This window comes from Pseudomonas sp. SJZ131 (assembly GCF_007828705.1).
GTDB lineage: Bacteria > Pseudomonadota > Gammaproteobacteria > Pseudomonadales > Pseudomonadaceae > Aquipseudomonas > Aquipseudomonas prosekii.
The window spans coordinates 648,953-661,837 of the sequence record NZ_VIVC01000004.1 but is presented as its reverse complement, the minus strand read 5'-3'; the positions used below and the strand labels follow the sequence as shown (position 1 = coordinate 661,837).

Genomic DNA, 12,885 nt, shown 5'->3' with positions numbered 1-12,885 from the left:
GCTCCTACAAGGTCAAGGGCATCTGGCCCCTGCGAGGGGCCGGACGCCGGGGCAATTTAATGCGCGGTCACCCGCACTCGCGAGCCCGCAACGCCGGGCGACAACGCCAAAGCGAGCTGCGTGCGATTGTGCATCTGCGTCAAGCGCAAAACCTGCGACACATACAACTTCACCGTGTTCTCGGTAATGCCCAACTCGCAGGCAATCTGATAATTGGTCTGGCCCTTGCCCACCAGCCGCGCCACATCCAACTGCCGTGGTGACAACTGATCAAAAATCGCCGGCACTTCTACCGAATCAGCATCAGCCGCAGCGCCATCCGCCACCTCTGGCCCACGCCGAACCTTGTCCAGATCCTGATAAAGGTCATCAATCGACTCAGACAAAAACTGCAGTTTTCGATTCAAATGGCCCAGCTGCAAATCCTTCTGCCGCTCCTGCAACGCCGCCTCTTGGCGCCGCAGCCCCTCGAGCATCTCATCGAGATCAATCGGCTTCTGGTAGTAGTCAGCAATCCCGGCGCGCAATGCCTTGATCACATCCTGCTTGTCAGCGCGCCCGGTCAACATGATCGCCTCGAACGCGCGCTCGCGACCGCACAACTGCTGCAACGCCTGGACCAGCTCGATGCCATCCATGTCCGGCATGTGCAAATCACACAACACCAGACCAATCTCCGCGTCATCGGCAAATCGCTCAAGCGCCTGCGCACTGGATTCGCACGGCACGCAGCGATAACCGCTGCTCTCAAGGAACTCACACAATTCCTCGACAATCAGCGGCTGATCATCGACCACCAGGACCTTTACTGCAGACCTTGACTTGTTCACGTGCCACTCCATGCAAAGTCATAACCCTGACCATTCCTGTACTAATGAGCACCTGCTGTACAAGTACTCCAGTTTGAAAGTAGTCGGACTTTCCCAGTCTGTACACATTGAAATAGACGCGTTGCGATCAATGGATCCAAATCAGCGTGGCGAGCATGCCCAGCCATACAAACGGCGCATAGGGCAGTTTTTTTGACGAATTCGCCGATAAATGCTGGATTTGCCCGTTAAGTTGTTGACCCATATAAAGCCAGACTTTTGGCGCAAGCAGCAGCCAGAGCAAACTGGCGACGCCCGCGCCGATAAATGCCCCGAGCAGATGAATACCGTCGGTCGCCAAAGCCAAAGCTGTCATTAGTTTCACATCGCCGGCGCCCATTCGCTTTAGCGCATAACCCGGCAACGTCAATGCCAGCGCCAGCAAAAATGCCCAACCGCCCTGCGCCGCCTCCGCGCCAATCCAGGTGCGCCCGGTCCACAGCAAATAGCCCAACGCCAAACTGCCCGCGCCGAGGGTCAGCACATTGCTGATCTGCCGATGGCGCGCATCCTGCGCCGCACACAGCGTTAACCAGATAATCAAGACAAAGCTCTGCATCCGGTAAAAACCGTCCGTTTTGGCTGAATGATTCTATGCTGACATTACGCAGTGACTGTCAGGGTAGACGCACTCATGAAAGCAGGCCTCCCCAGCAAGCAAAAAGGCGCCGTGGCGATAGAGTTCGCCGTGGTGTTCGTGATTTTCTTCGCGGTGTTTTACGGTGTGGTCAGCTACAGCCTGCCGTTCGTCTTGATGCAGTCGTTCAACCACGCCACCGCCGAAGCCGTGCGTCGCAGCGTGGCGGTCGATCCGAACACGCCGGGCTACGCGACGGTGGTGCAAAACACCGCCACCAGCACGCTGCAACAGCAATTGTCGTGGATGCCCTCGGCGCTCGATCTGGTGATTGGCGCCGACACCAGCGCGGTCTACAACACAGGCAACGGCACGCTGACGGTCTCGGTGAATTACCCCACGCGCAAACTCAATCGGGTCATTCCGTTTCTGGTGTTGCCGGGCGTGGGCAGCGTGCCCAATTTGCCGGCCAACCTCAGCGCCACGTCGAGTCTGCAATTTTGACCTCCGGCGATCACCTGTTCGCGCGCCTGCTCAAGCGCTCTGACACCCCGAGCACCGAACGGCCCGAACCCGCGACAGTGCAGCCGGCCGGCCTGCATCTGCACCTGAATCACCATGGCCAGGTGCTGCACATGACCGGGTCGCTGCGGCACTTGCTCGCCCAGCAACTGGCGGCCGATCAACCATTGCCGCTGCACGACTTTGTTCTGGCGCACAGCACGCTGGTGCTCGAAGGCCTGCCCGACGACTGGCAAGGACAGATGCTCGACCTCGACTTCGCCGGCCTCGGCGACCAGACCCTGCACCTGCGCGGTTGGGTACAGCCGTCAAGCGAGGGTTGGTTGTTGCAGTTGATCGACATCGGCGATTTGCTGCTCGAACGGCATCAGGCGCGCAGCCGCGAAGAATGTCAGGCAATGGCCGCACAGATCAGCGAGCACCTGCGCGCGTGCAGCCTCGCGCGGTTGCCGGCGATCGTCGACGAACAATTGCAGACCATTGCCCAACGCTGGCACATGCCCTGCGTTGCGCTGGCGTTGCTGGATGATGAGGCGCAAGGCTGGCAAATCCATCGCCAGTTCGCCGCCCACGACGCCCCTGCGCTGTGGCACAACCAGCAGGCGCTCGGCAGCCTGCTCGACAGCCTCAACGGCACCGCGCCGCAGCATCTGAGCGGCAATCAGCCGGGCATCCATCATCCAGGCATTAATCAACCAATCGCTAACCAACCGTTGTTTGATCAACAACCGCGGTTGCAGGCGCTGTTCGGTCACGCCGATGGTTTTGCCGTGCCTTACAGCGATGATCGCGGGGTCGCCGCGTGGCTGCTCTGCGGGTTTTATTCGGCCCAGGAAAAAGCGCCGGAGCTTGGTGATCGCGATTGGTTGCTGCTGCTCAGCGCACTCGCCGGGCCGCTGCTCAGCCGCTTGCGCGAGCAGCAACATCATCTGCAATTGGAACGCATGGAATTGCTCCAGGCCTTGCTCGGCACCGGTTGGTGGGAGGTGTTCGGCGCCGATGAAATCCACCTCGCGCCGTCCCTCGCCAGCGTCCTGCAACTCGACGACACGCGGCTGTCGCTGGATGCCTGGCTGCGACAAATCCACCCCGCCGACCGCGAAGAATTGCGCAGCCGCATGCACGCCTTGCAGCAGCATGACGAGCCATTGAGCCTGTGCGTGCGCCTGCACCGTGGCGACGCGCAGCTGAATCCACCGCATCTGGATAAACAGCAGCAACCGCTCTGGTATCGGTTGCAAGGTCAGGCTATCGGCAGCGGCGACAGTCGGCGGCTGGTGGGTTTTATGCTCGACATCAGCGACATGAAAAATCAGCAACAACACACCGCCGCCGCCCATGCGCGCCTGGACAATCTGATCGCCAGTTCGCCAGCGGTGATTTACGTCCAGCGCTATGTCGAAGGCGCGCTGATACCGACGTTTTTCAGCGCCAGCCTCGGGCCGTTATTGGGCTGGAATCTTGAAGACTGCGCCGCCGCTGCGCTGATCGAACGCGTGCACCCCGAGGACCGCGACCGCTACTTCGAGCGCACCCGCCATTTGTTGCGCGAAGGCTCGGTGCGCTCCCGCTATCGGCTGCGCGACAGTCGCGGCGATTACCACTGGTTGCTCGACGAAGCCAAGTTGCTGCGCGACGACCTCGGCCTGCCGGTGGAAGCCGTCGGCCTGTGGCTGGACGTCACCGAAGCCACCCTCGCCGCCGAGCAGGTCAGGCAAAGCGAAGAGCGCTACCGGATTCTGGTCGAAGACTCGCCGGCGATGATCTGCCGTTACCGCCCGGACCTGACCTTGAGTTTCGGCAACCGGCCACTGGCGACGTATATGGAGGTCGAACCGGCGCAACTGCCGGGGGTCAACCTCGGCAGCTGGATGTCCGAGGAACAGCGCGAAGCGTTTCTGCAGCGCCTGAGTTTGCTGACCCCGGAGCTGCCGGTGAGCACCGCCGAAATCAGTTTGCAGCTGCCGGGACGCGAGCATGCGTGGTGGGTCTGGTCGGATCGCGGAGTGTTCGATGAGCACGGTCGTTTGCTGGAAATTCAGGCGGTCGGCCGCGACAACACCGAGGTGCGCCGCTCGCAGCAGCAACTGACCCAGAGCGCAAAAATGGCCACCCTCGGCGAAATGGCCACCGGGCTTGCGCATGAAATCAATCAGCCGCTGAACGTGATGCGCATGGCCATCGTCAACGTGCTCAAGCGCCTCGACAACGGCGATGTGCAAGTCGATTACCTCAGCGACAAACTCAAGCGCATCGACGCGCAGGTGCAGCGCGCGGCGCGGGTGGTCGATCACATGCGCGTGTTCGGCCGGCGCTCGGAAATCGAGCAGCAGCCGTTCAATCCACTGGATGCCATCGAGGGCACGCTGTCGCTGCTCGCCGAAGGTTTGCGCGGCAAAGGTGTGGAACTGCGGGTCAGCGAAAACACCTTTACGGCGAGCGTGCGCGGGCATGTCGATCAACTGGAGCAGGTGTTGATCAACCTGCTGGTCAACGCGCGGGATGCGCTGTTGAGCAAACGCGAGGCGGATCGAGGGTTCAAGCCGTGGATTTCGCTGACCGCCGAACGTGACGCGCAGTCGGTGCGGCTGTGGGTCGAGGACAACGGAGGCGGGATTGATGCGCGGTTGCTGGAGCGGATTTTCGAACCGTTCTTCACCACGAAACCGATTGGCGTCGGCACCGGATTGGGCTTGTCGGTGAGTTACGGCATCGTCGAAAACATGGGCGGACGCTTGAGCGTGGCGAACTCGCTGGAAGGCGCGCGGTTTTGCATTGAGTTGCCGGTGGTTGCCGAAGTTTGAATGCGCGCGACTAAATCACCAGATAGGCCCTGCCGGTCTGGCCGCAGGTCATGTTGGCGCCGACCTCGACGTCCATCAGATTGATCCCCAGACCTTTGAGCAAATTGTTCAGCAATGGGTCGAGCAGCGGGTTCAGCAGATTGCTGATCAGCGGTTGGAGGATGTTGCTGACGTCGCTGATCAGACCGCCGACGCCCGCGATAATTGACCCCAGCGGGTTGCTGCCGACCGGTTTGTAGACGATCAGATTGATCCCCGCGAGGGTGTTCGCCAGGCTGGCGACGATGTTGGTCGTCGGTGCGACGGCCTGAATGCTCGGCGCCAGTTTGAGGTTGGCCGGGGCCGCGAACGGCGTGGTGCTGGAGTAGAGCAAATCCTGACTGTTCTGGCCGACGCTGCTCTGCGCCATGATCGCGATGCCGCCGCCGGCAAAAGCGGCACGCGCCGGGCCGCAGGTGCCGATACCGAGGATTTTGCGGCAGGTCCAGATGCCCAAGTCGATCAGCGGCAACGGCGTGACGGTCGGTGCAGCGGAGGATGAAAACGCGTGGGTTGCGTCGATTTTGCCGACCTTGAGGTCGGCCAATGAGGTGACGGTGTGCGCGGTCAGGCTTTTGCTCCCGCCGCTGCCGACCGGGCAACTGAAATCGGTGACGTAGCTGACGGCGCCGCCGGCATCGAGGCTGATGTCGATTTGCGGGGTCGGCAGTAATCGCGGATCGAGTTGCTCGCAACCGGCGCCGAGCAGGCACAGCGCGGAATTGATGGTGGCCGCGAGGTTGAGGCTGAGCAGGCTGTTGAGCGTTGGGGTCAATGTGCCGACCAGTCCGAGCACGGCGTTGGTCAAACCGGTGACGCCGGTCAGCACCGGCAGGTTGAGCGAGATCAGCGTGCGCACTTGGGCGGTGCGCACGTAAATGCGATTGGCCCCCAGCGGATCGGCTTTGGCCAGCGCCGGATTGCCGATCGCGGAGAATTGCGCCGGCTCGATCACTTTGACCCGCACGGTGACATTGGCCAGGCCCAACACGTTGACCGGCAACGTCGCGGCCACCGCACTTTTGCTGTTGGCCAATTGCACCACGCCTTGAATCAGTTGCAGCAATTGCACGTTGGCGTCCAGCCCTGCGTCGGGTGTGCCGGTCTGCAATTGCAGGATGTCGCCGAGCTTGATCTGCGTGGCATTGGCGGTCGCCGCGACTTGCAGGTTACCGAGTGCGGCCAATACCTCGGCGGTGGCGCCGTTGAGTTGCACGGCGCTGACGGCGGCCTGGATCAACTGGGTGACGGTGGTTTGGGTGTTGAGCAGTTGCGTGTAGTCACCGGCCGCGACGTTGAGTCTGATCGCCAGTTGATCGAGATAGCCGAGCAGGTTGACGTCGGTGTTGAGCAGCCCGTTCCAGCCTGCCGCCGTCAGGCTGACGTTGCCGCCGAGCAATGCGCTGAATAACGGATTGAGGATGTTCGATTGCGCGGTGCTGATGTTGAGCAGCGTGCTGCGGATGTTCAGTTGGGCGACGGTGGGCAGCGGTTTGGCGGCGACGGCGGAGGCATTCAGTTGCGTGGTGAGGCTGGCCGGCGCGCCGCTGAACAGCGCCTGGATGCCGCCGGCGAAACTGTTGGTGAGGGTGTGGCTGGCGACGACTTTGATCGCGGCAGCCTGGGTGGCGTCGAGGGTGAAGGTGCGCAATCCGCTAGCTGCGGTGACGAGCGTGCCGCAGGTGGTGGCGAGGCTGTTGCCGGTCTCGACCGGGAAGCCGTTGCGCGTAGCGCTTTGCCGGGCGAAATTGGCCGCGCTGAGGCCGGCCAGGCAATTGCCGCCGCGACTGACGGCCTCCAGCGCGGCAGTGTCGACCACGCGCTGCAATTTGCGCTGCTCCAAATAGAGCCGTCCGGTGTCGACCACCAGCAGCATCAACAGCAGCGCCAGCCCCAGCGTCACCGCCGCCACCAAACCGATAGCCCCGCGCTGCCGGGCCGGACCGCGAAACCGCAACATCGCGCACTCCTTCGCTGGCGCACCCACAAGTGCTGCCTCCATTGATGCAATGCAGTGTAGACGCGGAATGTGGGCGCAACACGAATCCCTGTAGGAGCTGAGCTTGCTCGCGATGGCGGTGGGTCAGGCCAATTAGCTGGGAATGACACACCGCTTTCGCGAGCAAGCTTTGCTCCTACAGTTCAGAGGTGATTGAGGGATTTGTGCACGACGCAGATCCCTGTAGGAGCTGAGCTTGCTCGCGAAAGCGGTGGGTCAGTCGAAACAGCTGTGTCTGGATTGACGTCATCGCGAGCAGGCTCACTCCTACAAGGGATTTGTGGTGGGCGGAAATCTGTGTGGGAGCTGAGCTTGCTCGCGAAAGCGGTGGGTCAGGTAATTATCTGGGAATGACACACCGCTTTCGCGAGCAAGCTTTGCTCCCACAGCTCAGTGGTGGGTGAGGGATTTGTGCACGACGCAATTCCTGTAGGAGCTGAGCTTGCTCGCGATGGCGTCGGGTCAGGTCAATATCTGGGAATGACACACCGCTTTCGCGAGCAAGCTTTGCTCCTACAGTTCAGTGGTGGTTGAGGGATTTGTGCACGACGCAATTCCTGTAGGAGCTGAGCTTGCTCGCGAAAGCGGTGGGTCGGGCAAATATTTGGGAATGACACACCGCTATCGCGAGCAAGCTTTGCTCCCACAGTTCAGTGGTGGGTGAGGGATTTGTGCACGACGCAATTCCTGTAGGAGCTAAGCTTGCTCGCGATGGCGTCGGGTCAGGTCAATATCTGGGACTGACACACCGCTTTCGCGAGCAAGCTTTGCTCCTACAGCTAGTGGTGGGTGAGGGATTTGTGCACGACGCAATACCTGTAGGAGCTGAGCTTGCTCGCGATGGCGGTGCGTCAGGCCAATTATCTGGGAATGACACACCGCTTTCGCGAGCAAGCATCGCTCCTACAGGGTGGGTGATCAGTGCGGGGGGTAGTTGGCGAGGATTCGGCCGACGGTTTCGCGTACGGCGTTGGCGCGGTCGGTGGGGTTGGGGGAGCTGCTGAGCATTTGCTCGTCGCTGCCGCGCCAGACCAGTTTGCCGTCCTTGCCGTCGAGCAAATCGACCTGGATGGTTGCCACTTTATAAGTGATGTTGCGCGTTTCGTTGTACATCGGCGCGCCCCAATAGCCGTTCCACGGGCCACCCCAGCCGCCGCCGTAATTGGTCGTCACCTGCTGCTGACGATCTTCGACGATCAAGTAGGCCTGCACATTTACATCACCCTTCTGCCCCGCGCCGGCCGGGCGCAAACCGCGTTGATCGAGCTGATCGGACACCGCCTGACGGATCCGCTGTTCGGTCAGATCACTTTTGATCCGAGGATCATCGGGACGGTATTGCAGCGCCGGGTCCTTCCAGCTCCAACTGCGATACGCAGCAAAATCGCGGCTGGCGTCGAAGTCATGATTGACCTGGCGGCCAGCGCAGGCACTGAGCAGCAGGGCGACAGCCATTACAGCGAGAGGACGGAACATGATGGTTCTCCGGTGGCAGACATCAACCTGTGGGAATTATTCTCAACTGGGAGGATACGCCGCCATGGCTTTTTCCACAGCCTCGCGAATCGCCTCCGCGCGCTGGCTCTGACTGCTGCGATTGCTGGTCTCGGCGCTGGCGCTCCACACCGGTTGGCCGGTGCCGGCGTCAAACAGATCAACCCGCACCACGACGACCTGTTCTTCATACGTGCGCACGATCGGTACCGTGTTGTACATGCCGTAACCACTGCCGTACCGGTTGTAGCCGCCATAGCCGCCACCATAACCGCCACCGTAATAACCATAGTCGTCCTGCACCTGACGCAAACGGGTTTCCAGGTGCAGCGCGGCGCTGACGAACAGGTCCGCCGGCCGGTTATCGTGCAGCGGGCGCAACCCGCGCTGGTCCAGCGCATTGCTCACCGCTTCCGCGACTTGCGCCGAATCCGCCCACGCGGTGCCCGGCGGCAGGCGCCCGTTGAGCCACGCCCAACTGCGGTAGCGCCCGTAATCGCGTGGTGGCGCGGGATAAGCGCTGCGGTCAAACGTGGTCGCCGCTTGTGGCGGCGCCGGCGGCAAGGGTTTCGACGTGGCCACGTAAGGGTTACTGCCCTGACAGGCGGCTAACCCCAGACACATCAGCAATAACCCGGAACGCGCGTTCATTTCGTTCTCCGATCAGATCGGCCGACAGATCCAGTGCAAATAGCGCCCAAGCCCGGCAAAACCTGGGTGACGACGGTGGGCCAGCTCCATTTCCAGCAAGTCCACCAATTCGGCGCGGGCCTGGAACTCCACCGGCATGTAGTCGTGGAAAACCCGGACCCCGCTCTGAGTTTCGACCCGCCACAAACCCTCAAGTTGCGCCGCAAGTTCGCGCGGATCAAGAGGCTGCTGCGGGGTCAGGCTCTGCTTCTCGCCGGCCATGTCATTTTTGCGCATCTTGCGAAAATGCCCTTTGAGCAGATTGCGGTAGATCAGCGCGTCGCGGTTGTAGAACGCCAGAGATAACCAGCCGTCGTGCTTGGTCAACTGGTGCAATACCGGGAGGATCGCATGCGGCTCGGCCAGCCATTCGAGCACGGCGTGACACAGCACCAAGTCATAGGGTTCGGTGAGCTGCCCGAGCAGATCCTGCCACGGCGCCTGAATAAACGTCGCGCTCTGCCCGGCGTCGGCGAAACGCTGGCGCGCGCCTTCGAGCATCGGCTCGGCGGGTTCGGCGAGGGTCACGTCATGCCCGCGCTCGGCCAGCCATAGCGACATGTGGCCCAGACCGGCGCCAATATCGAGGACACGCAGCGGGCGCTCGGGCAAGGTTTCGGCGAGGTCGGCTTGCAGCACCGCCAGGCGAATCGCGCCTTTGGCCCCGCCGTAGATTTTTTCGGCGAAACGCGTCGCCAATTGATCGAAATGACGGTCGCTCATCAGCTGAACCGCCGTTCGCTGTCCGCGAGTTTGCTGCGCACCACTTCGTTCATGTCCACCCCCAACTCGCTGCACAGCAATAGTAGATAAAGCACGATGTCGCCGACTTCCTGCCCGGCGTGGGCGAGTTTATCGGCAGGCAACTGGCGCGACTGGTCTTCGCTGAGCCACTGGAAGATTTCCACCAGCTCGGACATTTCCACACTCGCGGCCATGGCGAGGTTTTTCGGGCTGTGAAATTGCCGCCAGTCATTGCGATCACGGATGGCGTGCAGGCGTTCGGTCAGTTCAACAAGGTTCATCGGGCTCTCCTGAAGGCGTATAGCTTCGGGGGGATGACGGGTGAAGGCAAGTGTCGCAAGTCGCTGGCGCACTGGTGGGAGCGAAGCTTGCTCGCGAAGGCGTGGATCTTTGCGCCATACTCAGCCGATGCCGGGCTCAGGGAACTCGGCACCGCGATCCATGGCCCAAGCCTAGGCGCGGCAACCGTGCCACCACTCTCATCAGGACGCCCACATGCAGGTAGAAAGTTTTTTTGAATGGCTCGGCCAGGCAATCGGTTCGGTCATCCGTTTTATCGTCGACGGCCTCAGTGGCCTGTTCAATCTGCTGAGCAACGCCGGCGGCAACTTCGTTGAAGGGCTGTCGCGCACGCTGGGGATGGACACGTCGATCATCAGCATCATCGCGTTGATCGTCGGGCTGATGCTGCTGTGGTCAGCCATCCGCGCGTTCATGAATGCGTCGATCATCATGGGGATCATCTGGTTGCTGCTGGGGTTGTGGTTGCTGAGCTGGATCATTCACTAGCGCTCTCACCCTTTCCCTTTCCCCTCCCCCTGCACCTGATCGTTCCAGCGCACTGCGCCGGAACGATCTGCATTCTCTGATCGATATCTGCCGTTACAATGCCGCTCCACCAAGGAGCCTGCATGTCCAACCTGATCGCCGACTGGCGCGACCGCAAAACCCACCGCAAGGTCTGGGCACTCGCGGCGCCGATGATTCTCTCGAATATTTCCGTACCGCTGGTGGCGCTGGTCGACAGCACCGTGATCGGCCACTTGCCGCATGCCCATCAACTGGGCGCCGTCGCGGTCGGCGCCAACCTGTACACCTTTCTGGCGTGGGCCATGGGTTTTCTGCGCATGGGCTCCACCGGTTTCGCCGCCCAGGCCGCCGGGCGCGGGGATGGCGCGGCGTTGCGCCAAGTGCTGCTGCAAGGTCTGCTGCTGGCGCTGGGTCTGGCGATTGTGCTCGGCGCGCTCGGCGTGCCGTTGAGCGGTATCGCGCTGCACTTCATGCAACCGTCGGCGGAACTCGACCAACTGACCCGCGAGTTTTTCCACACCCGACTTTTCGGCCTCCCCGCCGCGCTGGCCAGTTATGCGCTGGTCGGCTGGTTCCTCGGCACCCAGAACGCGCGGGCGCCGCTGGCGATTCTGCTAAGCACCAACCTGGTCAACATCGCGCTCAATTTGTGGTTCGTTCTCGGGCTGGATTGGGGCGTGGTCGGTTCGGCTCGCGCCTCGGTGATCGCCGAATGGACTGGCGCACTGATCGGCCTGCTGATGACCCGCAAAGCCCTGCGCGCCTACCCCGGCCACATTGCCTGGGCAGCGCTGAAGCTGTGGCAGAGCTGGCGCCCGTTGCTGGCGGTGAACCGCGACATCTTCATTCGCAGCCTCGCGCTGCAATCGGTGTTTTTCCTGATCACCGTGCAAGGCGCGCGGCTCGGCGATGCGACGGTGGCGGCGAATGCGCTGCTGCTCAACGGTTTGCTGCTGACCGCGCACGCCCTCGACGGCCTCGCCCATGCGGTCGAAGCCCTGTGCGGGCACGCCATCGGTGCGCGTGATCGGCAAGCGTTGCGCCGGTCACTGGTAGTTGCCGCAGGCTGGTCACTGATCGCCAGCGTCGGTTTCGCCGTGCTGTTCCTGTTGGCCGGGCACTTGTTTATCGAGATGCAAACCGACATTCAGAGCGTGCGCGACACTGCGTTCATTTACCTGCCGTACCTCGCCGCCCTGCCGCTGATCGCAGTCTCGAGTTACCTGCTCGACGGCTTGTTCATCGGCGCCACCCGCGCCCGGGAAATGCGCAACGGCATGCTGCTCACGGTGCTGTTGCTGCTGCCATTCGCCTGGGCGCTGCAAGGTCTGGGCAACCACGGCTTGTGGATAACTTTCCTGCTGTTCATGGTGCTGCGCAGCGTGACGCTCGGCATGATTGCCTGGTATCTGCAGCGCAACGATGGCTGGTTCAGCGGCCGCGCTCACTGAGCCGGCGCGGTTTTGACGAACACGCTGATTTCCTCCAGCACCGGCGCCAAACCACGCATCGGCCGCGACAGCGTCGCGACCAGCGTGGCGTGGCCGGTGCGCGAGTAATAACGATCCTGCACCGGCACGCCCGCCGCCCGCAGCTTGCTCGCCAGGCCTGCGGTATTGCGCGTCGGGTCGACCAATTTGTCCTCGGTGGCCGCCATCAGTAACGCCGGCGGCGCGCCATGCCGCACCAGATTGATCGGCTGCGACTGCGGCGGCGAGTTCGGCCAGAAAAACACTGGGCGCACCTGTGGATTCTCGATCGGCAGAAAATCATACGGCCCGGCCAGGCCGATCCAGCCACTCAAATCCTTCGGCGACATGCCCTGCGCGCCGAGCAATTTCGGCTCCAGCGCCAGCATCGCCGCGTTGTAAGCGCCGGAACTGTGGCCCATCACGAACAGCCGTTTCGGGTCGCCGGAAAACTCGCCAATGTGCGCGTGAGCCCAGGCCACCGCGCTGGCGCTGTCGTCCAGAAACAGCGGATAACGCACCTGCGGATACAAACGATAATCCGCCAGCACCACGACGATGCCACGAGACGCGAGCGCCTCGCCGACAAAGCTGTAGTCGCTGCGCGAGCCGCTGTTCCAACTGCCGCCATAAAAAAACACCACCACCGGCGCATTCGCTACGTGCTGTTTGGGCGTATACACATCGAGTTTTTGCCGTGGATCGCTGCCGTAAGCGATGCCTTCGGTCTTGTCGAACGTGTCGTCGGGGGTCAGTGCATTCAAGGTTTTCAGCGGCGAGCACGCGGCCAGCGCGGTTAATAATGTCGCGCCGATCAAAGCCGTGAACAGTTGCCGGATTGCGCTCGCCATGTGGGTGAATCCTCGTT

12 protein-coding genes are annotated in these 12,885 nt (G+C 61.9%); 4 read left to right on the top strand and 8 right to left on the bottom strand.

Annotation, left to right across the window (positions count from 1 at the left end; translation table 11 throughout):
• Positions 1–56: 56 nt before the first annotated feature.
• Positions 57–830 (bottom strand): response regulator transcription factor, encoded by a 774-nt coding sequence (locus FBY12_RS20800; protein WP_145255475.1) that lies wholly within the window; start codon positions 828–830, stop codon positions 57–59.
• A gap of 127 nt (positions 831–957) precedes the next feature.
• Entirely contained in the window at positions 958–1,428 is a 471-nt protein-coding gene (locus tag FBY12_RS20795) for a prepilin peptidase (RefSeq protein ID WP_145255472.1), read from the bottom strand.
• A 75-nt stretch (positions 1,429–1,503) separates the two neighbouring features.
• Between FBY12_RS20795 and FBY12_RS20790 the strand changes: the two genes are divergently transcribed.
• Both FBY12_RS20790 and FBY12_RS20785 read left to right on the top strand, forming a co-directional pair.
• A complete protein-coding gene (locus FBY12_RS20790; protein ID WP_145255469.1) occupies positions 1,504–1,950 on the top strand; it encodes a TadE/TadG family type IV pilus assembly protein in 447 nt (148 codons plus the stop codon).
• A complete protein-coding gene (locus tag FBY12_RS20785) occupies positions 1,947–4,772 on the top strand; it encodes an ATP-binding protein (RefSeq protein WP_145255466.1) in 2,826 nt (941 codons plus the stop codon). The genes FBY12_RS20790 and FBY12_RS20785 overlap by 4 nt, the downstream gene beginning before the upstream one ends.
• A 10-nt stretch (positions 4,773–4,782) precedes the next feature.
• On the opposite strand, the gene FBY12_RS20780 is transcribed toward FBY12_RS20785, so the two are convergent.
• The 5 genes from FBY12_RS20780 to FBY12_RS20760 form a co-directional block, all read right to left on the bottom strand.
• Complete coding sequence (locus FBY12_RS20780; RefSeq protein ID WP_145255463.1) at positions 4,783–6,771, bottom strand: pilus assembly protein TadG-related protein; 1,989 nt, start codon at positions 6,769–6,771, stop codon at positions 4,783–4,785.
• Between the two features lie 957 nt (positions 6,772–7,728).
• The gene (locus FBY12_RS20775) at positions 7,729–8,286 is read right to left on the bottom strand and encodes a DUF4136 domain-containing protein (protein ID WP_121733736.1); all 558 of its coding nucleotides are present in this window, start codon (positions 8,284–8,286) and stop codon (positions 7,729–7,731) included.
• 42 nt (positions 8,287–8,328) lie between these two features.
• A complete protein-coding gene (locus tag FBY12_RS20770; RefSeq protein ID WP_101207740.1) occupies positions 8,329–8,955 on the bottom strand; it encodes a DUF4136 domain-containing protein in 627 nt (208 codons plus the stop codon).
• Positions 8,956–8,967: 12 nt separating this feature from the next.
• On the bottom strand, positions 8,968–9,717 hold the full coding sequence (locus FBY12_RS20765) for a methyltransferase (RefSeq protein WP_101207739.1): 750 nt from the start codon (positions 9,715–9,717) through the stop codon (positions 8,968–8,970).
• On the bottom strand, positions 9,717–10,019 hold the full coding sequence (locus FBY12_RS20760) for a nucleotide pyrophosphohydrolase (protein ID WP_145255460.1): 303 nt from the start codon (positions 10,017–10,019) through the stop codon (positions 9,717–9,719). The genes FBY12_RS20765 and FBY12_RS20760 overlap by 1 nt, the downstream gene beginning before the upstream one ends.
• A 214-nt stretch (positions 10,020–10,233) precedes the next feature.
• On the opposite strand from FBY12_RS20760, the gene FBY12_RS20755 reads away from it, so the two are divergent.
• Positions 10,234–10,527 carry a hypothetical protein gene (locus tag FBY12_RS20755; protein WP_121733738.1) on the top strand — a complete coding sequence of 98 codons (294 nt, stop codon included), beginning with the start codon at positions 10,234–10,236 and terminating at the stop codon, positions 10,525–10,527.
• A gap of 122 nt (positions 10,528–10,649) precedes the next feature.
• Positions 10,650–11,999, top strand: a complete 1,350-nt coding sequence (locus FBY12_RS20750; RefSeq protein WP_145255457.1) for an MATE family efflux transporter — start codon at positions 10,650–10,652, stop codon at positions 11,997–11,999.
• Here FBY12_RS20750 and FBY12_RS20745 read toward each other — a convergent pair.
• The gene (locus tag FBY12_RS20745; RefSeq protein ID WP_145255454.1) at positions 11,993–12,868 is read right to left on the bottom strand and encodes an alpha/beta hydrolase; all 876 of its coding nucleotides are present in this window, start codon (positions 12,866–12,868) and stop codon (positions 11,993–11,995) included. The two genes, FBY12_RS20750 and FBY12_RS20745, sit on opposite strands and share 7 nt — an antisense overlap.
• Positions 12,869–12,885: the final 17 nt, after the last annotated feature.

Bases quoted from the DNA above. Each gene is read 5' to 3' on its own strand.
- FBY12_RS20765 (WP_101207739.1), bottom strand. From the start codon at position 9,717: ATGAGCGACCGTCATTTCGATCAATTGGCGACGCGTTTCGCCGAAAAA.
- FBY12_RS20795 (WP_145255472.1), bottom strand. From the start codon at position 1,428: ATGCAGAGCTTTGTCTTGATTATCTGGTTAACGCTGTGTGCGGCGCAG.
- FBY12_RS20750 (WP_145255457.1), top strand. From the start codon at position 10,650: ATGTCCAACCTGATCGCCGACTGGCGCGACCGCAAAACCCACCGCAAG.
- FBY12_RS20775 (WP_121733736.1), bottom strand. From the start codon at position 8,286: ATGTTCCGTCCTCTCGCTGTAATGGCTGTCGCCCTGCTGCTCAGTGCC.
- FBY12_RS20745 (WP_145255454.1), bottom strand. From the start codon at position 12,868: ATGGCGAGCGCAATCCGGCAACTGTTCACGGCTTTGATCGGCGCGACA.
- FBY12_RS20760 (WP_145255460.1), bottom strand. From the start codon at position 10,019: ATGAACCTTGTTGAACTGACCGAACGCCTGCACGCCATCCGTGATCGC.
- FBY12_RS20755 (WP_121733738.1), top strand. From the start codon at position 10,234: ATGCAGGTAGAAAGTTTTTTTGAATGGCTCGGCCAGGCAATCGGTTCG.
- FBY12_RS20780 (WP_145255463.1), bottom strand. From the start codon at position 6,771: ATGTTGCGGTTTCGCGGTCCGGCCCGGCAGCGCGGGGCTATCGGTTTG.
- FBY12_RS20790 (WP_145255469.1), top strand. From the start codon at position 1,504: ATGAAAGCAGGCCTCCCCAGCAAGCAAAAAGGCGCCGTGGCGATAGAG.
- FBY12_RS20770 (WP_101207740.1), bottom strand. From the start codon at position 8,955: ATGAACGCGCGTTCCGGGTTATTGCTGATGTGTCTGGGGTTAGCCGCC.